General features: G+C 32.9%; 20 protein-coding genes. 10 read left to right on the top strand and 10 right to left on the bottom strand.

The window, feature by feature from the left end; all coding sequences use genetic code 11:
- The first annotated feature begins 226 nt into the window (after nt 1-226).
- On the top strand, nt 227-2,632 hold the full coding sequence (locus CLU81_RS18200; RefSeq protein ID WP_099711106.1) for an RICIN domain-containing protein: 2,406 nt from the start codon (nt 227-229) through the stop codon (nt 2,630-2,632).
- An 82-nt stretch (nt 2,633-2,714) separates the two neighbouring features.
- On the opposite strand, the gene ilvA is transcribed toward CLU81_RS18200, so the two are convergent.
- From ilvA to CLU81_RS18225, 5 genes are all read right to left on the bottom strand, one after another.
- Entirely contained in the window at nt 2,715-3,959 is a 1,245-nt protein-coding gene (gene ilvA / locus CLU81_RS18205) for a threonine ammonia-lyase IlvA (RefSeq protein WP_099711107.1), read from the bottom strand.
- A 253-nt stretch (nt 3,960-4,212) separates the two neighbouring features.
- Nucleotides 4,213-4,755 carry a DUF4136 domain-containing protein gene (locus CLU81_RS18210; protein ID WP_099711108.1) on the bottom strand — a complete coding sequence of 181 codons (543 nt, stop codon included), beginning with the start codon at nt 4,753-4,755 and terminating at the stop codon, nt 4,213-4,215.
- Between the two features lie 51 nt (nt 4,756-4,806).
- Nucleotides 4,807-6,783 (bottom strand): urocanate hydratase, encoded by a 1,977-nt coding sequence (locus CLU81_RS18215; RefSeq protein ID WP_099711109.1) that lies wholly within the window; start codon nt 6,781-6,783, stop codon nt 4,807-4,809.
- Between the two features lie 445 nt (nt 6,784-7,228).
- Complete coding sequence (locus CLU81_RS18220; RefSeq protein WP_099711110.1) at nt 7,229-7,852, bottom strand: hypothetical protein; 624 nt, start codon at nt 7,850-7,852, stop codon at nt 7,229-7,231.
- A gap of 36 nt (nt 7,853-7,888) precedes the next feature.
- The gene (locus CLU81_RS18225) at nt 7,889-8,074 is read right to left on the bottom strand and encodes a DUF5522 domain-containing protein (protein ID WP_071636586.1); all 186 of its coding nucleotides are present in this window, start codon (nt 8,072-8,074) and stop codon (nt 7,889-7,891) included.
- Nucleotides 8,075-8,186: 112 nt separating this feature from the next.
- Between CLU81_RS18225 and CLU81_RS18230 the strand changes: the two genes are divergently transcribed.
- The 5 genes from CLU81_RS18230 to CLU81_RS18250 all read left to right on the top strand — a co-directional run bounded on the left by CLU81_RS18230 (nt 8,187) and on the right by CLU81_RS18250 (nt 14,331).
- Complete coding sequence (locus tag CLU81_RS18230) at nt 8,187-8,528, top strand: hypothetical protein (RefSeq protein WP_099711111.1); 342 nt, start codon at nt 8,187-8,189, stop codon at nt 8,526-8,528.
- A 3-nt stretch (nt 8,529-8,531) separates the two neighbouring features.
- A complete protein-coding gene (locus tag CLU81_RS18235) occupies nt 8,532-9,428 on the top strand; it encodes a 1-aminocyclopropane-1-carboxylate deaminase/D-cysteine desulfhydrase (RefSeq protein ID WP_099711112.1) in 897 nt (298 codons plus the stop codon).
- Nucleotides 9,421-10,311, top strand: a complete 891-nt coding sequence (locus CLU81_RS18240; RefSeq protein WP_099711113.1) for a glucosaminidase domain-containing protein — start codon at nt 9,421-9,423, stop codon at nt 10,309-10,311. Before CLU81_RS18235 ends, CLU81_RS18240 begins: the two co-directional genes overlap by 8 nt.
- 78 nt (nt 10,312-10,389) lie before the next feature.
- The gene (gene hemL, locus CLU81_RS18245; protein ID WP_089352068.1) at nt 10,390-11,676 is read left to right on the top strand and encodes a glutamate-1-semialdehyde 2,1-aminomutase; all 1,287 of its coding nucleotides are present in this window, start codon (nt 10,390-10,392) and stop codon (nt 11,674-11,676) included.
- 180 nt (nt 11,677-11,856) lie between these two features.
- On the top strand, nt 11,857-14,331 hold the full coding sequence (locus CLU81_RS18250) for a zinc-dependent metalloprotease (protein WP_099711114.1): 2,475 nt from the start codon (nt 11,857-11,859) through the stop codon (nt 14,329-14,331).
- A 54-nt stretch (nt 14,332-14,385) separates the two neighbouring features.
- Here CLU81_RS18250 and CLU81_RS27145 read toward each other — a convergent pair whose 3' ends face one another.
- Nucleotides 14,386-15,120: a hypothetical protein gene (locus CLU81_RS27145; protein WP_233209732.1), complete on the bottom strand. Its 735-nt coding sequence runs from the start codon at nt 15,118-15,120 to the stop codon at nt 14,386-14,388.
- Nucleotides 15,121-15,284: 164 nt separating this feature from the next.
- A complete protein-coding gene (locus CLU81_RS18260; protein WP_099711115.1) occupies nt 15,285-15,725 on the bottom strand; it encodes a hypothetical protein in 441 nt (146 codons plus the stop codon).
- 217 nt (nt 15,726-15,942) lie between these two features.
- Between CLU81_RS18260 and CLU81_RS18265 the strand changes: the two genes are divergently transcribed.
- From CLU81_RS18265 to CLU81_RS18280, 4 genes are all read left to right on the top strand, one after another.
- The gene (locus tag CLU81_RS18265; protein ID WP_099711116.1) at nt 15,943-16,866 is read left to right on the top strand and encodes a DUF4274 domain-containing protein; all 924 of its coding nucleotides are present in this window, start codon (nt 15,943-15,945) and stop codon (nt 16,864-16,866) included.
- 6 nt (nt 16,867-16,872) lie between these two features.
- Nucleotides 16,873-17,289 carry a hypothetical protein gene (locus CLU81_RS18270; RefSeq protein ID WP_099711117.1) on the top strand — a complete coding sequence of 139 codons (417 nt, stop codon included), beginning with the start codon at nt 16,873-16,875 and terminating at the stop codon, nt 17,287-17,289.
- Nucleotides 17,290-17,375: 86 nt separating this feature from the next.
- A complete protein-coding gene (locus CLU81_RS18275) occupies nt 17,376-18,401 on the top strand; it encodes a 2-hydroxyacid dehydrogenase (RefSeq protein ID WP_099711118.1) in 1,026 nt (341 codons plus the stop codon).
- A gap of 33 nt (nt 18,402-18,434) precedes the next feature.
- Nucleotides 18,435-19,037: a hypothetical protein gene (locus CLU81_RS18280; RefSeq protein ID WP_099711119.1), complete on the top strand. Its 603-nt coding sequence runs from the start codon at nt 18,435-18,437 to the stop codon at nt 19,035-19,037.
- Nucleotides 19,038-19,071: 34 nt separating this feature from the next.
- Here CLU81_RS18280 and CLU81_RS18285 read toward each other — a convergent pair whose 3' ends face one another.
- From CLU81_RS18285 to CLU81_RS27150, 3 genes are all read right to left on the bottom strand, one after another.
- Complete coding sequence (locus CLU81_RS18285; RefSeq protein WP_144444525.1) at nt 19,072-19,497, bottom strand: STM3941 family protein; 426 nt, start codon at nt 19,495-19,497, stop codon at nt 19,072-19,074.
- 90 nt (nt 19,498-19,587) lie between these two features.
- On the bottom strand, nt 19,588-22,383 hold the full coding sequence (locus tag CLU81_RS18290; protein WP_099711121.1) for a VIT domain-containing protein: 2,796 nt from the start codon (nt 22,381-22,383) through the stop codon (nt 19,588-19,590).
- A gap of 28 nt (nt 22,384-22,411) precedes the next feature.
- Complete coding sequence (locus CLU81_RS27150; RefSeq protein WP_233209640.1) at nt 22,412-22,882, bottom strand: transposase; 471 nt, start codon at nt 22,880-22,882, stop codon at nt 22,412-22,414.
- Nucleotides 22,883-22,918: the final 36 nt, after the last annotated feature.

The following is a 22,918-nucleotide window of genomic DNA, read 5'->3' on the forward strand; positions in this document are numbered from 1 at the left end:
TAGTTTTAAAGTAAGATTTTAATTATTTATTAATTATAAACAATTGAAAGACAATAGTTTAAAAAATGGTTAGATAAGTTTTTGTAGAGGAAAATTCTTAGTTTGATGTGTATTTGTAAAGTTGAATAAATGTCATTTTAATTAAAATTAACATAATATTGTTGTGAATTATTAAAATTAGTCTTAAAAAATGAGAAAAATTAAATTATCAAAAAACTGAAAAACTATGCACAAAACTACCCAAAAACCTAAAAACCGAATAAAAGCTACGATAATGATAAAGGTCATTATGATGCTTTTGTTTATTACTAGTGTAAATGCTCAAACAGTTACTCCTTGGATAACTTCAGGAGATCAAACGAAATTATTACAACAACAAGCTACCGTTAGCTTCGGGACAAATTCAGGATCTAATCCTTCGACGGTAACCGTTAATGCCGGAACAACTTACCAGACAATGGACGGATTTGGTTATACACTAACCGAAGGAAGTTGCGAAGTAATTAGCGGAATGGCCGCAACTCAGCAAAATCAATTATTGAATGATTTGTATAATCCAACTACAGGTTTAAACGCAAATGTAATTCGTATTAGTATTGGAGCTTCAGATTTAAGCAGTTCTTCTTATAGTTATAATGAAATTTCGGGAGATGTTAACATGAATAATTTTAGCCTAAACGGACCAGATTTAACCTATTTGATTCCGATTATAAAAAAGATTCAGTTAATTAATCCAAACATAAAAATATTAGCAACGCCATGGTCAGCTCCACGTTGGATGAAAACCAATAATTCATGGGTTGGCGGAAGTTTGCAAACGCAATATTATGCGGCTTACGCTAAGTATTTTGTAAAATATTTTGCAGCAATGCAGGCACAGGGAATTTCTATTTGGGGAATCACACCTCAAAATGAACCTGAAAATCCAAATAATGAGCCAAGTATGCTGATGAATTCTACAGAACAAAAGAATTTTATCAATCAACAACTTGGACCACAAATGGCTGCAGCCGGGTATGGCGGAGTAAAAATCATTGCTTTTGATCACAATTGCGATAATACAGCTTATCCTATTGATGTTTTGAATAATAGCAGTTATGTTGACGGAGCAGCATTTCACTTGTATTTAGGAAATATTTCGGCGATGTCAACTGTACGAAATGCAACCAACAAAAATGTTTATTTTACAGAACAATATACTGGTTCGGGCGGAAGCTTTAGCGGTGATTTTGGCTGGCACATGCAAAACGTCGTTATCGGAAGTACCAATAACTGGGCAAAAACGGTATTAGAATGGAATGCAGCAAATAATTCCAGCCTTGGACCACGTACTCCGGGAGGATGCAACACTTGTTTAGGAGCTATTACGGTTAACAATAGTACAAGTTATACTAAAAATGTAGCGTATTATATTATTGGGCAAATCTCAAAATTTGTAAAACCGGGTGCTTTAAGAATCAGTTCTTCGAGTACAAGCGGTACAATATTTTCTGCCGGATTTAAAAACCCTGATGGATCTATTGCGCTTGTAGTTTATAATTCAGGATCTGCAAATACAATCAAAGTAGTATCAGGATCTTCGGCATTTAATTATGCTGTTCCTGCATCTTCTGCTGTGACGTTTAATTGGGGAGCTTCAAATCCGGTTGCAGTTACAGGAGTGAGTGTTAGTCCAGGTTCTGCAACAATTACAGCAGGGCAAACACAGCAATTAACAGCAACAATTTCGCCAAGTAATGCAACAAATACAGCTGTAAATTGGAGTTCAAGTAATACTTCTGTAGCAACTGTAAATTCAAACGGATTGGTTTCTGGAGTTTCTGCTGGAAATGCTACAATCACAGTTACTACGGTAGACGGTTCTAAAACCGCAACGAGCGCCATAACAGTAAATGCCGGAACAACAGGATTTCCGGGATATTATAATATTATTTCAAGAAACAGTAATAAAGGTTTAGATGTTGCAGATAATTCAACTACAAGCGGAGGAAGAATTCAGCAATATGATGTAACTGGCGGTGGAGGAAACAATCAACGCTGGAAATTTGTTTCTACAGGAAGTGGCAGCTATTACATTATCGTAAAATCTACAGGAATGTATTTGGCAGTTGAAAATAATGGTACGGCAAATGGATTGAAAGTGCAGCAAAAAACGTTCTCTAGTTCTAATGAATTTAAATGGACTGTTAATAGTCTTGGAGGTGGATATTACAGTATTATCAACGTAAACAGTAATAAATCGCTGGATGTTGAAAATGTTTCTACAGCAAATGGAGCAAATATCCAGGTTTGGGATTATACAAGCGGATTAAACCAACAATGGCAATTTGTTCAGGTAGAATCAACAGCAAAAAGAGCTTTAGCAGAAATTGCGACAACTGGAGAAACTTCAGCTGATATGACAATTTTTATTAATCCGACAAATGATTATTTAAAAATTGATACTAATCATGAAGGAAGTGCAACTGTAGAGGTATTCAATATTGGAGGACAAAACATAATCAAGAAAAATGTAGATTTTGTAAAAGGAAATCCATCTGAAATTGAGGTTTCAAGACTTCCAAAAGGAGTTTATATCGTGAGAGTAAATGATAAGACCGGTTCTTACTCTAAAAAAGTCCTGAAACAATAATTACAAATTTAGAATTCAATTAGTAATTTTATATTTGAATTTAAAGGCTGTCTGATTCTGATATCAGACAGCCTTTTGCTTTTTATCCTATTAATTGTGTAAACAAATCCTGATTGTCATTTAAGTATTGAAATTCAAAACCATTTTTTGTCATATTCATTTTAATGGCCATAATATCGTTTTTGTTTTTCAATTCTAATCCCACAACTACAGAACCTACTTCACGACTATTTTTCTTAGCAAATTGAAAGTAAGTAATATCATCATCAGGACCTAAAATATTGTTTACAAACTCCTTTAAAGCTCCGGGACGTTGTGGAAACTGAATCATAAAATAATGCATTAAGCCTTCATATAATAAGGAGCGTTCTTTTATTTCGGCCGTTCTTTCGATATCATTATTACTTCCGCTTACGACGCAAACGACAGTTTTACCTTTTATTTTATCCTTATAAAAGTCTAAAGCTGCAATAGTCAATGCGCCCGCAGGTTCTACAACCATTGCTTCTTCATTGTATAAACGTAAAATTGTGGTACAGACTTTTCCTTCGGGAACCAAGACGATATCTTCTAAATTGTAGCGACAGATTTCAAAAGTTTTATCGCCAACTTGTTTTACTGCTGCGCCATCTACAAATTTATCGATTGTGGTTAAAGCCGTATTTTTATTTTCTTCAATCGAAGTTTTCATCGAAGGAGCGCCTTTTGGCTCCACGCCAATAATTTTAGTATTTGGGCTTAGATGTTTAAAAACTTCAGATAGTCCGGAAGCTAATCCGCCGCCGCCAATCGGGACAAAAACGTAATCAATAGGCTCTTTGTAATTTTCGAGAATTTCTAATCCAACAGTTCCCTGACCTGCAATGACTTTTTCGTCATCAAAAGGATGAATAAAGATTTTATGATTTTTGATAGCATCGGCTGTAGCCGAAGCATAAGCATCATCAAAAGTATCTCCGGTAAGAACAATTTCTACAAATGATTTTCCAAACAATTGCACTTGTTTTACTTTTTGTTTTGGAGTTGTTTTAGGCATATAAATTTTGCCTTGTATTTGCAAAAGATGACAAGAATAAGCAACACCTTGAGCATGGTTTCCAGCACTTGCGCAAACAATTCCGGTTGCTTTTTCGACATCATTTAACGAAGAAATTTTGTTGTAAGCGCCTCTAATTTTGTACGACCGCACAATTTGTAAATCTTCTCTTTTTAATAAAATAGTAGATTCAAATTCTTCTGAAAGATTCAGATTTTGCGTGAGTGGAGTAGCGGCGACTACATTTTCAAGCTGTTTTTTGGCAGCAAGTACTTCGTTAAATAAATTCATGTTGTTTGTTGTTTTTTTGCCACAGATTAAATGATTTAAAAAGATTTTTAATCTGTGAAATCTGTGGCAAAATGTTTTTGTAATATTTTTTAAAATAAAAAAACCTCCCGATTTGGGAGGTTTTTATAAATTGTATTTTGTTTACTTATTTATATAATACCTCGCCATTATTGCTGAATTGCAATAATAGTAATAGAGATAATAATGTTATTTAAGTTTTTCATTTCAAATAATTGAATGGCAAATGTATTAATTATTTTTTAACCGGAGGATATTGAGCTAAAATTTTAGTCACAAATTCAGCAACTTTTTCATCTTTTTTATCCACATTTTTGGTTAAAGTTCCAATACCTTCACCTTGCCAGATCATTTCTTTCTTTTTTGCATCAATTAAATCAATGTATAAAGTTCCTTGTGTAGAAGTTGAAACAGTGGTTTGTCCTCCGTATCCATACATCATGTAAGGATTCCACCCGTATCCCCAACCGTAACCCCATCCGGCATTAAATTGGTTAACATCAACTTGTTCTCTTGATTTAGTAAAAATGTTTACTAATAAATCTGGGTTTTCACTTTTGGTAAAACCTTTGGCTTGCATTTGATCATCAATGGCACGTAGAATACGTCTTTTATCCAAATCAGATATTTCGACCTTATCAATTCCCGGCTTAAAAAAAGCATAAGTTTTATAAGGCGCAAAATCTACGTTTTTATCATAATCAGAATAAACACTAACCGTACTGCATGAAGCTAGTATTAAGAGCAAAAAAACGGGTACTAATTTGAATGTTTTCATATGTTTGGAAATTTTAAATGTTCTCATTTTAAATCAAATACGAAACTTTGTCTAAAATAGATTTTCATCTACGATATTAGGCAGCGTTACTTTTAACAATGGCTGAACTTCCATCGCTCTTTTTATAGCAAAAATTGCTTCGTCATTTCTAGCCCAGCTTCTTCTTGAAATTCCGTTGTTAACATCCCAAAAAAGCATTGATGCTAAACGTTTTGAAGCCTCTTTAGAACCATCAAGAACCATACCAAATCCACCATTTATAACCTCTCCCCAGCCAACTCCGCCGCCGTTATGAATCGATACCCAGGTTGCACCTCTAAAGCTGTCTCCAATCACGTTTTGAATCGCCATATCTGCCGTAAAACGGGAACCGTCATAGATGTTAGAAGTCTCTCTGTAAGGAGAATCCGTTCCGGAAACGTCATGATGATCGCGACCTAAAACAACAGTTCCAATTTCGCCTTTTGCAATCGCCTGGTTAAAAGCTTCAGCAATTTTAATTCTACCTTCGGCATCAGCGTATAAAATACGTGCTTGAGAACCTACAACTAATTTATTTTCCTGTGCGCCTTTGATCCATTTAATGTTATCCTGCATTTGTTGCTGAATTTCATTTGGAGAAGTTTTCGCTAATTCTTCTAAAACCTGACTTGCAATAGTATCGGTTTTTTGTAAATCTTCTGGTTTTCCTGAAGTACAAACCCATCTAAAAGGACCAAAACCGTAATCAAAACACATTGGTCCCATAATATCCTGAACGTAACTTGGATATTTGAAATCGATATTATTTTCTGCCATTACATCAGCGCCAGCACGTGAAGCTTCTAGTAAAAAGGCATTTCCGTAATCAAAAAAGTAAGTTCCTTTTGCAGTATGTTTGTTTATTGCTTTCGCTTGACGACGCAAAGATTCCTGCACTTTCTCTTTGAATAATTCAGGATTGTTTGCCATCATTTCGTTTGCTTCTTCAAAAGAAATTCCAACTGGATAATAACCTCCCGCCCAAGGATTATGAAGCGAAGTTTGGTCAGAACCCAAATCAATTTTGATGTTTTCTTTGTCGAAACATTCCCAAACATCAACTACATTTCCTAAATAAGCAATTGAAACCACTTCTTTATTGGCTTTCGCCAAAGCGACTCTTTTTACCAATTCTTCTGTCGAAGTTACGATTTCATTAATCCATCCTTGTTCGTGACGAATCTTTGTAATTTTAGGATTTACTTCGGCGCAGACCGTAATACAACCTGCAATATTTCCGGCTTTTGGTTGAGCACCGGACATTCCGCCAAGTCCTGATGTTACAAATAGATTTCCTTCAGGATTTAGTTTTATTTTTCTAAAACCATTCAAAACCGTAATCGTAGTTCCGTGTACAATTCCTTGTGGACCAATATACATATAACTTCCAGCTGTCATTTGTCCGTATTGTGAAACTCCCAAAGCATTCATTTTTTCCCAATCGTCCGGTTTAGAATAGTTTGGAATCACCATTCCGTTTGTAACCACAACTCTCGGCGCTTCTGAATGTGAAGGAAATAATCCCATCGGATGTCCTGAATACATCGTTAAAGTTTGCTCATCTGTCATTTCAGACAAATATTGCATCGTTAATAAATATTGTGCCCAGTTTTGGAAAACTGCTCCATTACCACCATAAGTAATTAATTCGTGGGGATGTTGCGCCACAGCATAATCCAGATTGTTTTGGATCATATGCATAATTGCTTTTGCCTGCAATGATTTTCCAGGATATTCGTCAATTGGTCTAGCGTACATTCTGTAATCAGGACGCAGACGATACATATATATACGTCCGTATTTTTCTAATTCTTCAGAGAATTCGACAATTAATTCAGCGTGATGTTTAGCTTCAAAATAACGTAATGCATTTTTAAGAGCCAGCTTTTTTTCTTCTACCGAAAGGATTTCTTTTCTTTTTGGCGCGTGATTAATTGCTAAATCGTACTCTTTTTTTGGAGGTAATATACTTGGTATTCCTTGTTTTATTTCTTCTTGAAAAGTCATTTTTTCTTTAAGGTACTGAGTTGCTAAGATTCTAAGACGCTAAGGTATTTTAGTTAGATTAACAACAGATTAATTTTTTGTTTTTTAAATTATTTCGCCCTGCTGGGGCTGAAATTCTGATCGCTAAATTCTTTTTCTATAAATATTGCAATCCTAACGGATTTATTCTCAGCCTTGGAAAGGCGCCATATTTATAGAAAACAATACGATCAGCTGGTAAAAGCTCCAGAGGAGCGAAATAACGATGAATGTAAATTCAATTTGAAATAATTATCTCATTATCAAATTGGCACATTTTCTAATTAAAAAAAGCTAGGGATAACGAATATCCGACCTGTGATAGGATTTGTGGATCGTAATCCTAAATTTTCGCAAGAGAATATCCATATAAATATTTTAGATTGGTGATTTTTTTATAAGTCTTTGTTTGTGATAACCTTTTTTATTAATAGCTCAAACTTAACCAACTTTTGTTAGGTTCGTATTTGTCAACAAAGTTTTCTTTAAACATTTTTATTCTTTGTTCTACGTCATCCTGAGTGTCTGAATCCCAGTAGAAATCTACACATTTGAAAGCATGTTCAAAATCTTCTTTTTTTGTAAAATTGTGTATATCATCAGAACTAAATCTTGTCCAAAAAAGATTATTCATGCCTTTTCGCTGTTCTCCAATTTCCTCAAAATAGAAGCCAGTTTGTTTTTTCATTCTAAAAATATAAAAACCTGTCCATTCAGATGTTTCCCAGCTATGAAGTAAATTACCGCTTAATTGATTCTTAGAAATAAAATTTTGTAGACTTTTTTCAATGTTTTCTTTATCTTTTTCAAATAGAAAATGTTTGACGTGACTTAAAAATTTCTTTATTTCTTCTATTTCGTTTTCTTTTTTTGGAAAAATAATAGTTTCCAAAATTTCTGGTGCATCAATATTCTGAATGCAATTATGAAAATAGTCAAGACCGACATCAAATCCTTCAAATTCACTTTCTAATATATAATTTGTATGAGAAGGCGTTAATTTTTCAGGTTTTTTTAAAGTCGATTTGCGGTGTGTTATGTCTAGCCCCATGTTTTAAATTATCTCATTTTCAAATTGACACATTTTCTAATTCGTTTTCTTCCTTATTTCGCCAGTTCGTTTATCAAATCCGTACGGACAATGACGGCAACCACTTTTGCAGCAATAACCGCGTTTGAGATGGTGTTTTTCAGTAAAGCATTTATAACCTTCGGGCGTATAGTAAAAATCTTCGCCTTCGATTAGTTTATTTTCATTACTTTGCTCTTTCATAAATCTGCTTTGGATGCTTGTTCTTATTTATTAAAATCAAAATTAGTAAGATGATTATGATTTTAGTGAAATCGAACAATTTTTATCTACAAATTTATAAATTTTACAGCTAATGTTTCTGATTGTTGCTAAATATTTAATTCCGAAAGGATATCGAGGAATGGCTGTGTTACCGTTTGTGTTTTTAAAATACAATCAGGACAAAGAAAATTTTGTTTTCGTCAATCACGAAAAAATCCATCTCAGACAACAATTAGAATTGCTAATTCTTCCTTTTTATATCTTTTATGTTTTAGAATATATAATAAGGTTGATTCAATATAAAAACAAAGATCTGGCGTACCGAAATATAAGTTTTGAAAGAGAAGCTTATACTAATGAAAATGATTTTGATTATTTGAAAAACCGATCCTTTTTCGGGTTTTTGAATTACATAACTTTAAAAGAAAAATAAATTTTGAACCAGGAAATTCAAACTACTTTCCAGAACGATATTTCTCTGACCATTAAACGGGAAGATTTGATTCATCCTTTTGTTTCAGGGAATAAATTCAGAAAACTCAAATATAATTTACTTCAGGCTAAAGCCGAAAATAAAACTACTTTATTGACTTTTGGCGGAGCTTTTTCGAATCATATTGCAGCGGTTGCATATGCAGGAAAAGAGCAGGGTTTTAAAACAATAGGAATTATTCGCGGAGAAGAAATTCTTGATAAAATAGAAGATAATCCAACCTTGAAATTTGCTCAGGAAAACGGAATGCAATTTGAGTTTGTAACTCGCGAAGATTACAGACATAAAAGTGAAGCTTCGTTTATAGAAAAATTAAAAGAGAAGTTTGGAGATTTTTATTTAGTGCCTGAAGGCGGAACAAATGAGTTGGCGGTAAAAGGCTGCGAGGAAATTTTAACTGAGGAAGATGCTGTTTTTGATTACGTTTGCTGCGCTGTTGGAACTGGCGGAACCATATCAGGATTGATCAATAGCGCGTTGTCACATCAGAAAGTTTTAGGGTTTCCGGCGTTAAAAGGTGACTTTTTAACAGATGAAATTCGTATTTTTGCAAAAAAAGATAACTGGAATTTAATTTCTGACTATCATTTTGGAGGTTATGGGAAGATAAATTTAGAATTAATTGAATTTATCAATGCTTTTTTTGAAGAAAATAAAGTGCCTTTAGATCCAATTTATACAGGAAAGATGGTTTTTGGCGTTATAGATTTAATACATAAAAACTATTTTCCTGCAGGTTCAAAAATTTTACTCATTCATACCGGTGGATTACAAGGAATTGATGGAATGAATATGAAATTGAAGCAGAAAAAATTACCAATACTTATAAGCAATGGTTAAAAAAATAATAACATTCTTAATTCTGGCTACTTTAGTAAGTTGTTCGTCGAGTAAACCTACTATTGCAACGACTAAAAAAGCGGCTGCGGTTCAGAGGCCAAGAGTGGCAACTACCAAAAAACAAGCTCCAGTAAAGCCAATAGGCAAAAATTATCCTTCTACAAATAATACAACTGAGGTTATTCAATCTACTTCTAAAACAGTTGTTACCAGCGATTTAATCAATAATTATATTTTGCAATTTAAAGATATTGCAATGGGAAATATGCAGAAATACGGTATTCCTGCAAGTATTATTTTGGCGCAGGGAATTCTGGAATCTGGTGCAGGAAAAGGAGATTTAGCTTTAGATGCAAACAATCACTTCGGAATAAAATGTCATAATGATTGGTTGGGCGAGAGCGTTCGTCACGATGATGATTCGGCTCAGGAATGTTTTAGAAAATATACTGAAGCGTCAGAATCCTATAGAGATCACGCCTTATTTTTGGTTGGAAAAAAAAGATACGCAAGCTTATTTACCTATGAAAAAGACGATTATAAAGCTTGGGCAAAAGGATTAAGAGCTTGTGGTTATGCTACAGATCCTAATTATCCGGACAAATTAATTAGTTATATTGAAAGGTATAATCTGCATCAATATGATTGTCAGGTAACGGGAAGAAATTATAAGCCATTTGAGAAATCAACTCCGCCGGCAAAAAGTCCTTCAAATTCAAATTCGAATGTAAATCCTAACGATCCTAATTTATATGAAGTTCAAAAAGGAGATACTTTATATTCGATTTCCAAGAAATTCAACGTCTTGGTTGATGACTTAAAACAGAAAAATAATCTTTCGGATAATGCGCTTTCTATTGGACAGAAACTTAAAGTGAAGTAATTTTTTTTCTCCGTTTTCAGTGAAAGTTATCAGTCTTGAAATCAATCTAAAATCAGAATTCAAAAATCTAAAATCATAATGATATATAAAAGAAGTAGTCAGCTTTTTGCTGAAGCAGAAAAAGTAATTCCGGGAGGAGTAAATTCACCAGTAAGAGCCTTTAAAGCGGTTGGAGGAACTCCTATTTTTGTAAAAAGTGCCAAAGGTGCTTATTTGTATGACGAAGACGGAAATAAATTAATTGATTATATTAATTCTTGGGGACCAATGGTTTTGGGTCATGCGTATCAGCCAGTTGTTGATGCCGTGATTGAAAAAGCAAAATTGGGAACTTCATTTGGAATGCCAACAGAATTAGAAACTGAAATTGCTGCTTTGGCGGTTTCTATGGTTCCAAATATTGATAAAATACGTTTTGTAAATTCAGGTACAGAAGCTTGTATGAGTGCGATTCGTTTAGCTCGCGGATTTACAAAAAGAGATAAAATTATAAAATTCGCAGGTTGTTACCACGGACATTCTGATTCGTTTTTGATTCAGGCTGGAAGTGGAGCTGTAACTTTTGGATCTCCAAATAGTCCGGGAGTTACAGAAGGAACTGCAAAAGATACTTTGTTGGCAAAATACAATGATTTAGAGAATGTAAAAACTTTAATTGAAGCTAACAAAAACGAAATCGCTGCTATAATTATCGAGCCAGTTGCAGGAAATATGGGATGTATTCCGCCTCAAAAAGGTTTCTTGCAAGGTTTAAGAGATTTGTGTACTGCAAACGGAATTTTACTAATTTTTGATGAGGTAATGACAGGTTTCCGTTTGGCTCGCGGTGGAGTTCAGGAATTGTTTAATATCAACGCTGATATTGTTACTTTCGGAAAAGTGATTGGTGGAGGTTTGCCGGTTGGAGCTTTTGCTGCACGTGCCGAAATCATGAATTATTTAGCACCACTGGGACCAGTTTATCAAGCAGGAACATTATCTGGAAATCCTCTTGCAATGGCGGCAGGATTAGCAATGTTGCAATCTCTTGATAATGATCGTGCAATTTTTGATCGTTTAGACGAAAAAACAGCTTATCTGGAAGCAGGAATTGATAGAGTTTTAAAAGCAAATAATGTTGTTTTTACAATCAATAGAGTAGGTTCGATGATTTCTGTTCATTTTGATGCAAATCCGGTTGTTGATTTTCAAACAGCGGCAAAAGGAGATAATGAAACGTTCAAGAAATTCTTTCACGGTTTGTTAAACGAAGGAGTTTATATTGCGCCATCGGCATATGAAACATGGTTTATTACGGATGCATTAACATATGAAGATTTAGATTTTACAATTAATGCAATTGATAAGGTTTCAAAGACATTTTAAATCTTAAAACATATACTATTTTTCAATTTAAGGTTCAGTTTTTTCATAAAAGCTGAACCTTTTTTTATGATTTTACTTTCGATTATACTTGTTAATAATATGTTAAGAAGAAGGTTTACTTTCTTATAAGTAGAATAAAAATTATTTTTGCCATCAAATAACCACTAAACCTACCAATGAATGAATAAATTTTTCATTTTTATTACAATGGCATTTTTTATGCTGTTTTCTAATAATCAATTTGCCCAATCAAACAAAAAGACATCCAAAAAAGACGAACCTGTAGTTGCACCGCCAGAAAAAAAATCAGAATCAACAATTAAAGAATACAGTAAAGTAATTACTAAAGACGCTGTTTCTGATGACGGACTTTTTAAAGTGCACAAGGTGGATAAAAAATACTACTTTGAAATCCCGAATAAGTATTTAAATAAAGATATGCTTTTGGTAAGCAGACTTTCAAAATTGCCTGCTAATTTAGGCGGAGGATATGTAAATGCTGGTTCTGAAACTAATGAACAATTGATTGTTTGGCAGCGTTTTCAAGATAAAATCCTTATCAAATCAAAATCATATAATGCGGTTGCAAATGATACTTTGCCCATTAGTATTTCGGTAAAATCAAATAATTATGAGCCTACATTATTTGCATTTGATATTGTAGCTTTCAGCAAAGATTCAGCAAATACGGTTATCGATGTAACGAAATTTTACAGCACAGATGTTAAGGCAATCAGCGGAATATCAGCAGAAATGCGAGATACGTACAAAGTAAAAGGACTTGACGATTCACGTAGCTTTATCAATAAGATTAAAAGTTTTCCGATGAATATCGAAGTAATTCAGGATATGACTTATAATGCTTCGAAACCGTCAACGCTGGAAGAAACAGAATCGATAAGTGTTCAAATGAATCAATCTATGATTTTGTTGCCGGAAGTACCAATGAAACCAAGATTGGCAGATTCGCGCGTGGGTTGGTTTACGGTAAGTCAATACGATTACGGAAGCAACGAATTAAAATCGGACCTTAAAACATATATCAGACGTTGGAGATTGGAACCAAAAGATCCTGAAGCTTATAATAGAGGAGAATTGGTTGAGCCAATAAAACCAATCGTATATTATTTAGATCCTGCAACGCCTGAAAAGTTGAAAAAATACATAAAACAAGGAATAGAAGAGTGGCAAAAACCGTTTGAAACTGCCGGTTTTAAAAATGCGATTATTGCTAAAGATGCTCCAACAAAAGAAGAAGATCCTGATTTTAGCCCTGAAGATATACGTTATTCAGTTATTCGTTATGTAGCAAGTACGACCCGAAATGCAGTTGGACCAAGTGTTTCAGATCCAAGAACAGGAGAAATTATCGAAAGCGATGTGATTTGGTATCACAATCATTTGCGTTCTTACAGAAACAGATATTTGTTAGAAACCGGTGCAGCAAATCCGTCGGCGAGAACATTACAAACTAGTGACGAAGAAATGGGCGAAATGATGCGAATGGTTATTGCGCACGAAGTTGGTCATGCTTTAGGTTTTCCGCATAATATGGGCGCAAGTTGTGCGTATGATGTTGAGAGTTACAGAAATGGCGATTTTACACAACAAAACGGAATCTCAGCAAGTATAATGGATTATGCCCGTTTTAATTATATTGCACAACCCGGAGATAAAAATATTCGTTTTATTCGTAAAATGGGAGCTTATGATCATTATGCCTTAAATTGGGGATACAGAGTGATTCCAAATGCAAAATCTCCTGAAGCTGAAGCGGTAACTTTAGACAAATGGATTTTGGAGAAAGCAGGAAATCCAATCTATAAATTTGGGGATCAGGGCAGTTCTTTTGATCCAACTTCTCAAACAGAAGATATTGGGAATAATTCGATGAAAGCAAGTTCATATGGACTTAAAAATCTGGAATATGTTGCAGGACATTTAAGCGAATGGACTAGTAATGTGACCAATGATTATGAAGATTTAGATGAATTGTATAAAGAAATGTTAGACGTGTGGAGCAGATATGTAGGTCATGTTGTAACCAATGTTGGTGGTGTTTATGAAAATACTAAAAAGCCAAATCAAGCCGGAAATGTTTATGAAGTGGTACCAAAAGCAAAGCAAATCGAAGCGATGAATTGGCTTCAGGCAAATGCTTTTGCTTCGCCAACCTGGATTGTAAATGTAAATACTTTAAAAAACACAAATTCTGCAGGTTATTCAGAAAAGTTTAGAAGTTTGCAAGTACGTCACTTAAATAATTTATTGAGTATCTCAAGAATTGGCAGATTGATGGATAATGAAATTCTGGGTGCTGATACTTACAAAGCTTTAGATTTATTGAAAGATACCAGAAAAGGAATCTGGAAAGAAGCAGCTACGCCAGCGAATGTAACAATATATCGAAGAAATTTACAACGCGGATATATTGACAGAATGGGAGCTTTGATGATTGAGGAAATTAAGCCAACAGATAAATCAACAACCTATTATAATGTGGCACAATCTGATCTTAGAGCTTTAGTTCGTGGTGAATTAACGGTATTGCGAAGCACACTTTTAGCCGCAAAAGCAAGACCGACAAACACAGAAACAAAATACCATTATGAAGATTGTATTAAAAGAATTGACTTAATTCTTAATCCGAAATAGGGAAATGTATAAAAACAAAAAAGAGGCTTACGGGCCTCTTTTTTTTGAACTCAATTACATTTTTTCTTTTCTGTGATCTTTCATTTTATCTTTATGCTCTTTTTGAATTGCTGTCCATTTTTTATATTGATCGGCATTCAAAATAGATTTCATTTTAGCATCTGTTGCTTTGTGATCTTCTTCCATTTGTTTTTTCATGGCTTTTTTCTCTGCAGCAGTTGGTGGTGTAGGGTTGTCTCTTCGGCTTTTTTTAAGCATCGCCATTTTGGTACTTCTGTCTGACAAAAGCTCGCTAACTTGTTTTTGCTGATCTGCATTTAAATTTAGATCTGTAGTCAATTTTTGCAAATGTGCCTGATCGCGTTCTTGTGGAGATTTCATATCTCTTCTATGATCGCCTTTGCCTTCGTGTTCTTTTTTAAGAGCAGTCCATTTTGTGTACTGATCGGCGTTTAAAATTGATTTCATTTTAGCATCGTTTGCTGCTCTTTCAGTTTCCATTTGTTTTTTAAAAGCTTCTCTTTCTGCGTCAGTAGGTTTTGTTTTGCTGTCTTTTTTAGCATCTCTAAACTTTTCGGCTTTAGCACTTCTTTCTGCCAGTAACTGTTTTACTTGCTCTTGTTGCTTTTTATCTAAATTCAATTCAGAAGTTAACTTTTGTAAATGTTTTTCATTACGTTGTTCAGGAGTTAATTTTTCTCGTTGATCACGTGTAGCTTTCTGATTGATGTCTTGTGCAAAACTTACTATTCCAACGAATAATAAAGCTGCAATAAATAATTTTTTCATAATTCGTTTTTTTAAAAGGTTTATAGCAATTAGACTGCCATGATTTTATTAAGTTTAATCGAATTATCGGATTTATCTTTTAATTAACAGAAAGTAATAAGGAAACCATAATACTTTTCAAAAATAAAAAAGAGGCTATCAAAGCCTCTTTTTGTAAACTATAATTAGTTATTCTCTTTTTTGTATTCTTTCATTTTTTCTCTTGCTTTGTCTTTATTCTCTTCCTGAATTGCTTTCCATTTTGTGTATTGATCAGCATTTAAGATAGATTTCATTTTAGCATCATTTGCATCTCTTTCGGCCATTACTTCTTTTTTGAAAGCTTCTCTTTCAGCAGCAGTAGGTTTTACATCGCTGTCTTTTTTTGCTTTACGTGCTTCTTTAAATTTTTCAGCTTTAGCATTTCTGTCTGCTAGAAGTTGTTTTACTTGTGCTTGTTGATTTGCATCTAAGTTTAATTCAGAAGTAAGTTTTTTTAATTGTTTGTCACTACGTTGTTCCGGAGTCAATCTTTCTTTTTGTTCGCGAGTTGGCTTTTGATCCGCTTCTTGTGCAAAACTTGCTACTCCAATGAATAACAAAGCTGCGATGAATAATTTTTTCATGATGTAAGTTTTTTAATTGTTATAACATTTAGACTTTATCAAATTCAATAGGTTTAATCTGATAATCAGAATTGTAGATTATTTAACAAATTTAAAATATTAAAAAGAACGATTTGCCTGACATTGAGATTCTTAGAAAGTGTTTTTATTTAATGATGTATTTATGCAAATAGGTTTTTAAATTTGTAGGAAGATATAGGATTTGTAAAATATAGAAATGGAAGAATTATTTAATAAGAAAAGTAAAAACCGAGTTCTTAAAGCAGTAAATAACGAGATGTCTTATCAAAAATTAACGGCTCCGGAATTGCATCAATTTGTGCAAAATTGGAATTATGATGATGGAATAGAACCTTTTGAATGGATCATCAAACAAAAACATCTTGATAAAGGAACCGCTCTTTGTTTGTATTGGATGTTACAACCAGATTATTTTTGCAGGTTTGAAAGCGAAGACGAAATAAAAGAAGATATAAATTATGAAACCTATCAATTAGTTAAGGAAATTGAAGAAAGATATGTTTCCGGTTTTTATACTGAGGAAAATTTCTCTTTTGATCCCAAAGAAGAGTTTCTTAACGAATATTCTAATGCAAAATGTATTCCTGAAGAAATGTTGGTGAAATCACCAGGAATTGTTTTTGAACGACAAGACATTGAATTTGCTTTTTTAAGAAACCCCAACGAAAAGGAATTAAAAACAATTAATACCAAAATCGCCGATGCAATAAAAATCATTAAGATTTCGAATCCGGATTTTCTTTATAATCAGCCGGATGCTGCAATAAAAGCTATAATCGAAAGTGTTGAATATTGGAAAGAAAAAGAATTAGGAAAAGTAAAAATCAACAATCTTTCTTATTTATGGCTGGATGCTGTTCATAAAAAACACAAATGGGATTGGATTATTTGGGATTGGGAAACAGGAAATAATATTGGAATTACAAATATCACAAAAGAACTAACTTGTTTGGCAGATACTATTATAAAACACACAATCGATGGATTTCAGGAATCTTCTATTATGGATGATCTGTATCAGGATTTGGCGGGAGTAAATGATTTTTATGATTTAAAAAGAGATCCTTACAGTGGTATTGGTCTACTTTTTAGTACAGATCATTTAAAATTTAGGGAATAATAACTCATGAAATTAAGAAAAATTACTGTTTTAGATAAGATCTATTTATATAAAATCGTTACCGGATTTGGAATTAACACCGAGATAGCGACACTTGAGATTACAATATATTTAGAGAATTATAAACAAACTCCATTGAAAATTAATTTCATTACATGGGAAGATTTGTATGCCGGAAATCCTCTAAATACTGGAATAAGTTTGACAAAATTATCTACTAAAACAGAAGAGTTTGTCAATTTAAACGGACCTAAATATATTAGAGAATTTATTTTATATGGTTTAAAAGTTGGTTGGAATGGTCAAAATGCAGTAGAATGTATCGATGGTTTTAAAGTACTTATTAGCTTAGATTTTGATGTTTCCGGGTTGTATCCAAAAGATGGATTTATTATAGCAAATGCTAAAGAATATCTAAAATGAGCTGATTTTTTATAATCAGAAATTTACTTCAGATTTAATTACTTAACTTAGTAAAACCATAATTTAAGAATCAAAAAATAGAGATCATGAGTTTAACGACTACATCAAATAGTAATAAAATCGCCTTTTTTTCGACCCAGCCTTATGACAAAGCTTTTTTTAATAAATACAATACTGACTTTGGTTTTGAGTTAGCTTTTTTTGAAACTCAATTAAATCCTCAAACCGTTATTTTGATCGAAAACGCATCGATTGTATGTGTTTTTGTAAATGATATCGTTAATGAAGCTGTTATAAAACAATTGGCAGAAAAAGGAGTGAAAATTATCGCATTACGTTGTGCAGGTTTTAACAATGTTGATTTAGAAGCTGCAAAAAAGTACAATTTAAAAGTTTGTCGCGTTCCCGCATATTCTCCTCAGGCAGTTGCAGAACACGCAATTGCAATGATTTTAACTTTAAATAGAAAAACACATAAAGCTTACAATAGAGTTAGAGAACAAAATTTCTCTTTGAACGGATTATTAGGCTTTGATTTATTCGGGAAAACAATTGGAATAATTGGAACGGGAAATATTGGAAAAGCTTTTGCGAAAATCGCTTTAGGTTTTGGATGCAAAGTCTTGGCGTATGATATTGTTACAAATGCGGAAATGGAAAAGGACGGAGTGAAATTTGTTTCTCTTGAAGAGATATTCAAATTGAGTGATATTATTTCGCTTCATTGCCCTTTAAACGAACAAACCAAACATATCATAAATAGTAAATCTATCGATGAAATGAAAGACAGCGTTATGATTATCAATACAAGTCGCGGCGGATTAATAGAGACAGCTTCGGTTATTGAAGGTCTTAAAGAAGGTAAAATTGGTTATCTGGGAATTGATGTTTACGAACAGGAAGAGAAACTGTTTTTCAGAGATCTTTCGGCAGATATTATTCAGGACGATGCGATTCAGCGTTTAATGAGTTTTCCAAATGTTTTGGTTACAGCACATCAGGCGTTTTTTACTAATGAAGCTTTGACGCAAATTGCTTTAGTAACTTTTAATAATATAAAGTCTTTATTGGCTCAAAATGATATTGAGAATAAAGCCGCTTTGCTGGTTTAGAAACGTAATCGTAAGAATTAAAAAAGAGAAATTATGAAAAGAAAAATTTTATTGGCATTTTTAATTTTAGGAATGATTTCATGTCAGAATAAAGAAAAAACAGAAAAAGAAAGTGTTGTTGAAGCAATTGCAACCGACACAATAACAAAAACAGCAGCCGGAACTGCAGATGTAAGCGACGCTCCTGTAAAAGATGATAAAGTTGTAGAATTAATTAGAAAGCAGCTTTTGGTTTTGCTAAAAGCGGATTTACCAGCTTTGACTAAAGACGATCGTTTCTTTTATTACAGTGCTTTCGATTTAAACAATGACAAAAAAGACGAGTATTTTGTAGGTTTCTCGAATGCTTATTTTTGCGGAAGCGGTGGTTGCTCAGGATTTATTCTGAATAATGACGGAAGTTTAATCAATAAATTTTCGGTAACTGATTTTCCTATTTATGTAACCACTTCAGTAACTGAAAAATTTTATGATCTAATAGCGGTAAGTGGAGGGAAATTTCATCTTCTAAAACTTAAAAACGGAAAATATCCGTCAAATCCATCTGTTCAGGAAGTAGTCAAAGAAGAAACTTCAAGAGATAGCGCAAAGGTTTTAGATATTGATGGGAAAAAGTTGGAAAAGTATTCGTTTTAAAAACACAAAACCCAACAGATTTTGACAAATTTTATTAATTTGTCTTAGAGAAATTTTTTATTAATCTATAAATTGACATAAGTAAGCCAGCTCCGAAAAATAATATTCCACTATAGCCAATAATCATTTTGATTAATTTAGGGCCTTTTTTAAATTCTTCAGGATGTAGAACCAGAAACACAGAATTTAAGACAAATATTAAACATCCAAAAAGCATAGCAATATTCGTTTTAAACGTACTCTGATTTGTGTCAATTTTCCTTTCTTTTATGAGATAATAGATATAGCCTAATCCACCAAAGAAAAGAATGGCATTGATATATTTAATTCTGTTTTTGACTACAACATCCTCAGAAAACTCTAACTGTGGATTTATAAATGAATCGATTAGTAGATAAATACCAAATACTGTAAATAAAATAAATATGGTATAAAGAAAGTAATTTTTAGTTTTTGACATAAATTGTTTTTCAGTCATTAAATTTAAATAAAAACCCGACAAGTTTTAAAAACCTGTCGGGTTTGCTATATAAATTAATTTTAGAATTTTCTAAAATTCAAATTCTCCAATGAGAATTTTACTGTCACTTTCACGTTTGTTTTCTTTCTGACTTTGGAAAACTGCAATTTTTCGCTCTTGTCTTCCATCAGAATAATACAAGTATACTTCTGCCATTACTGTTGTTGGGCCGGAAAGAATATTCTGTCTCTCGCCAAAGAAATTAGTTTTAATTTTATATTTCCCTTTGATTGCTTTTTTCAGTAAAAACTGTTCAGGACCAAAACCCTGAGTGAAATCGTTGCTTAATCTTCCTCCAATTTCTGTAGATCGGTGTGAGTAGGAGCAGTCTTCTCCTCTTGGATCAGTAACCCAAAGATCAATATCTGTATTGTCTTTATTCCAATTAATAACAATGCGGATGTCTACTGGCAGATTTGCTTTTAGACGATCATCTACTTTGCTTGCATCAACATTTTTGTTTTGGCTCAAAATATTATTGATTTCCATAATCAAAATCTCTTCAATACCGTTATCTCTAACCGAAATTTCATCGGTATATTCCTGATAAAGCATAGATTTATAGACATTAAGAGCTTCTTGAGGTTTTTTATTGTCAACCAAAGCAAGTGCATAATCTCTATGGCTTTGAGCATCGAATGGTCTCCATTCTAGAATCTTTTGAGTAATCCACAATTCTTTTTCATAATTACCTCTCTGTTTCAATAGATAAGATATCGTTTTGTATAATTCTTCATTTTCCAAATCAAGCTCAGCTAATGTGCTTAAAACCTTTAGAGAAAGTACTTTATCACCTTTTTTGAAAAGTAATTTAGAAACATCAAAATAATAGGTTACTTGTTTTTCATATTTAGGACGATTTTCAAGATATTTTTGGTAAATCAATTCCGGTGACTGTAAAGTCTGAAAATCTTTCATATACTCTTGATTACTCTCTACATCTACCAACGTTATTTTACCTGTTGATTTTGCTTTATCAGCTGTAGAGTAGCTTTCTTCTGCATTTGAAGCACTTGAAACTGGTGATGATTCACTTTTCAATTGCTTGGATATTGTTGGATACTGTTTTTTTTCTGAAGGCTTGAATTCGCTATTCCACCATGTTGTCAGTTCACGTGTTTTATCAAAAGCTTTAGATAGAAGAGTTTTTCTTTGCTCTAAAATTTGTCTTTTATTTTGCGAAACAATTTTGTTGTATTCTGGTAATAATTCCTGCGGAGGAGTAATCCCAAAACGTACATAATCATTAACATCATCCAATACTATAAGGCTGGTGTTTTTACTTACCACTCCAAACTGTTCACTCAGATTTCTGATTTCATCGCTATTTTGGGTTGAATTAAGTTCAAGATCATTAATTTTTCGTTGTGCCCAAAATTGTGCAATTGGCCAATTGTCTACTTTTACTGCGTTAGTAAAATCTACTGGAACTTCAAATTTCTTATTCCCTACAGAAAAAACAGCAGTAAGTTTGCCCAAATTTGGAGATGAAATTCCAAATATATTTACAGGTTCATTTACGGCAGTTCCAATATTAGGAAACAACTCCTGAATCGTATTACTTTCTTTAAAACCTAAAAACATAATAGGAAGTCTATTCAAAGTTTTTAGAGCAGATTGAGTGTCTAATTCGTTAAGATTGATGAAATTTCCTCCTGATTGTAAAGCCAAAAGCTTAAGCATATTAAAATCTGAAGTTGGCGTGCTTGTTATACTATTGAGCGGTTTTTTGAATTTTAAAGTTAAATCACCAAAATTTGAAATTCCGTCAGAAAATAAAAGATATTCGTCTATTTGCGGAATTTCTTTTAAAGCACTAAAATCAGTTCCTCCATCATATTTCAGATTAAGAATTCTGTCTTTTAATGCACTCCAGTTTCCTCCGGATATAGTAAATTCTTCTGTTTTTTCGAGAGTATTATTTAAAAGAACAAAAGACACTCCGATATTCTTATTCTCTAAAAAATAAGCATTAAGAAAGTCAAGCTCTTTTTGATGATCTCTTTTTGATCCGCTGAATGAGTTGTCCCAAATAATAGCAATTTTTTGAGATTTTGCTTTTTCTTTTACGGGAAAATTCATCGAAACACTTGCAGCAAAATAAGACTTATCGTCAGAAGCTTTTTGAATAAGTACGCTTGAAGATTCGCTTACTTTTGGAATACTTATTTTAAGACTTTCATTAGGCCTAAAATTCGCTTTATTTATTTCAGCAATCCATTGATTTCCTTGTTTCTGAAAAGCAAAACTTCCGTCTGGATTTTCCGTTATTTTAGGAGTTGTCAGACTTTCATTAACCAAAACTTTAAGATTAAATTTTGGAATATTAACTGCATTAGCAAAACTTAAAAAATACAGATAATCCGTTGCCGAATTTTTTAATTCCTGATTGTATGTAATCCTAATAGACCTGATGCCTCTGGCCGTAATTGGATAAATCCTGGTTTTAAAATTATTTCCGGCTACTTTTTCAATAATACCCGGATCTATATTTCTTTTTTCAATGCTTTCAAATACTTCTTTAGCTCGTTCTTTTGGAACTGGAACGGCCTCTCTTAAGCTTCCGTTGATATCTAAAGCATAACCGCTTATAGTTACTCCTTCCGGTAAAGGAAGTGTAAAATTTCCTTCTAAAATTCTGTCACCAGGATTGTCAAATATATAAGTTGCTGTAGTTGATGCAAGATTTCCTAAAATTTTGGTTTCAATTTTTACTTCCTGCAGTATTACTGAATTTTTTTTCTGATTTTCGACATCCAGAGTTGGAATCTGTGAAAAAACGGCACTAAAGAATAATAGTGCACAGATATTAAAAATTTTATTCATAATTAATTCAAGTTGCTAGTTGATTGCTTTATTTAATTGGAGTCCAAATACAAACAATGTCAGTTTTATCAAAAAAACCTTCTAATGTTACTGCATGTATAGTTCTTGGAAACATTTTTTTTATATCGCTTATTGTTGTTTCTACTCTTTTTCTCATTTTTAACTTTTCATTTTTTTGCTCTATTGTATCTGTTCGTTTAGCATTTGACTTTCCTTGAATTTTTAATAAAACACATTTTTTCATTAGGGCAAAATCTTCTAAACCGTAATCAGTATAAGCACTATCTCCATAAATCGATGCTTCAGCAGGCAGCTTATCCATCATTTTTCCTAAAGCTTTTATGTCAGCTGTTTTACCTGGCGTGAAATGAAACGCTATCGGTATTCCATTTTTAGTTGTCAATAACTGAACTTTTACCCCATAAAAATAGTTTCTCATACTTGCTGTATAACCTCTGTACTTTTTGCCTTTAAGAATCTTAGAGTTTGTAATCCTCATGTTTTTACAAACTGCTACGGGAAATGAATCTATAAT

The organism is Flavobacterium sp. 9, assembly GCF_002754195.1.
Taxonomy (GTDB): domain Bacteria; phylum Bacteroidota; class Bacteroidia; order Flavobacteriales; family Flavobacteriaceae; genus Flavobacterium.

What these genes read in the sequence shown, in the direction of transcription:
- CLU81_RS18200 (WP_099711106.1), top strand. Translation starts at nt 227, where the DNA reads ATGCACAAAACTACCCAAAAACCTAAAAACCGAATAAAAGCTACGATA.
- ilvA (WP_099711107.1), bottom strand. Translation starts at nt 3,959, where the DNA reads ATGAATTTATTTAACGAAGTACTTGCTGCCAAAAAACAGCTTGAAAAT.
- CLU81_RS18210 (WP_099711108.1), bottom strand. Translation starts at nt 4,755, where the DNA reads ATGAAAACATTCAAATTAGTACCCGTTTTTTTGCTCTTAATACTAGCT.
- CLU81_RS18215 (WP_099711109.1), bottom strand. Translation starts at nt 6,783, where the DNA reads ATGACTTTTCAAGAAGAAATAAAACAAGGAATACCAAGTATATTACCT.
- CLU81_RS18220 (WP_099711110.1), bottom strand. Translation starts at nt 7,852, where the DNA reads ATGGGGCTAGACATAACACACCGCAAATCGACTTTAAAAAAACCTGAA.
- CLU81_RS18225 (WP_071636586.1), bottom strand. Translation starts at nt 8,074, where the DNA reads ATGAAAGAGCAAAGTAATGAAAATAAACTAATCGAAGGCGAAGATTTT.
- CLU81_RS18230 (WP_099711111.1), top strand. Translation starts at nt 8,187, where the DNA reads ATGTTTCTGATTGTTGCTAAATATTTAATTCCGAAAGGATATCGAGGA.
- CLU81_RS18240 (WP_099711113.1), top strand. Translation starts at nt 9,421, where the DNA reads ATGGTTAAAAAAATAATAACATTCTTAATTCTGGCTACTTTAGTAAGT.
- hemL (WP_089352068.1), top strand. Translation starts at nt 10,390, where the DNA reads ATGATATATAAAAGAAGTAGTCAGCTTTTTGCTGAAGCAGAAAAAGTA.
- CLU81_RS18250 (WP_099711114.1), top strand. Translation starts at nt 11,857, where the DNA reads ATGAATAAATTTTTCATTTTTATTACAATGGCATTTTTTATGCTGTTT.
- CLU81_RS27145 (WP_233209732.1), bottom strand. Translation starts at nt 15,120, where the DNA reads ATGAAAAAATTATTTATTGCAGCTTTATTATTCGTTGGAATAGTAAGT.
- CLU81_RS18260 (WP_099711115.1), bottom strand. Translation starts at nt 15,725, where the DNA reads ATGAAAAAATTATTCATCGCAGCTTTGTTATTCATTGGAGTAGCAAGT.
- CLU81_RS18265 (WP_099711116.1), top strand. Translation starts at nt 15,943, where the DNA reads ATGGAAGAATTATTTAATAAGAAAAGTAAAAACCGAGTTCTTAAAGCA.
- CLU81_RS18270 (WP_099711117.1), top strand. Translation starts at nt 16,873, where the DNA reads ATGAAATTAAGAAAAATTACTGTTTTAGATAAGATCTATTTATATAAA.
- CLU81_RS18275 (WP_099711118.1), top strand. Translation starts at nt 17,376, where the DNA reads ATGAGTTTAACGACTACATCAAATAGTAATAAAATCGCCTTTTTTTCG.
- CLU81_RS18280 (WP_099711119.1), top strand. Translation starts at nt 18,435, where the DNA reads ATGAAAAGAAAAATTTTATTGGCATTTTTAATTTTAGGAATGATTTCA.
- CLU81_RS18285 (WP_144444525.1), bottom strand. Translation starts at nt 19,497, where the DNA reads ATGTCAAAAACTAAAAATTACTTTCTTTATACCATATTTATTTTATTT.
- CLU81_RS18290 (WP_099711121.1), bottom strand. Translation starts at nt 22,383, where the DNA reads ATGAATAAAATTTTTAATATCTGTGCACTATTATTCTTTAGTGCCGTT.
- CLU81_RS27150 (WP_233209640.1), bottom strand. Translation starts at nt 22,882, where the DNA reads ATGAGGATTACAAACTCTAAGATTCTTAAAGGCAAAAAGTACAGAGGT.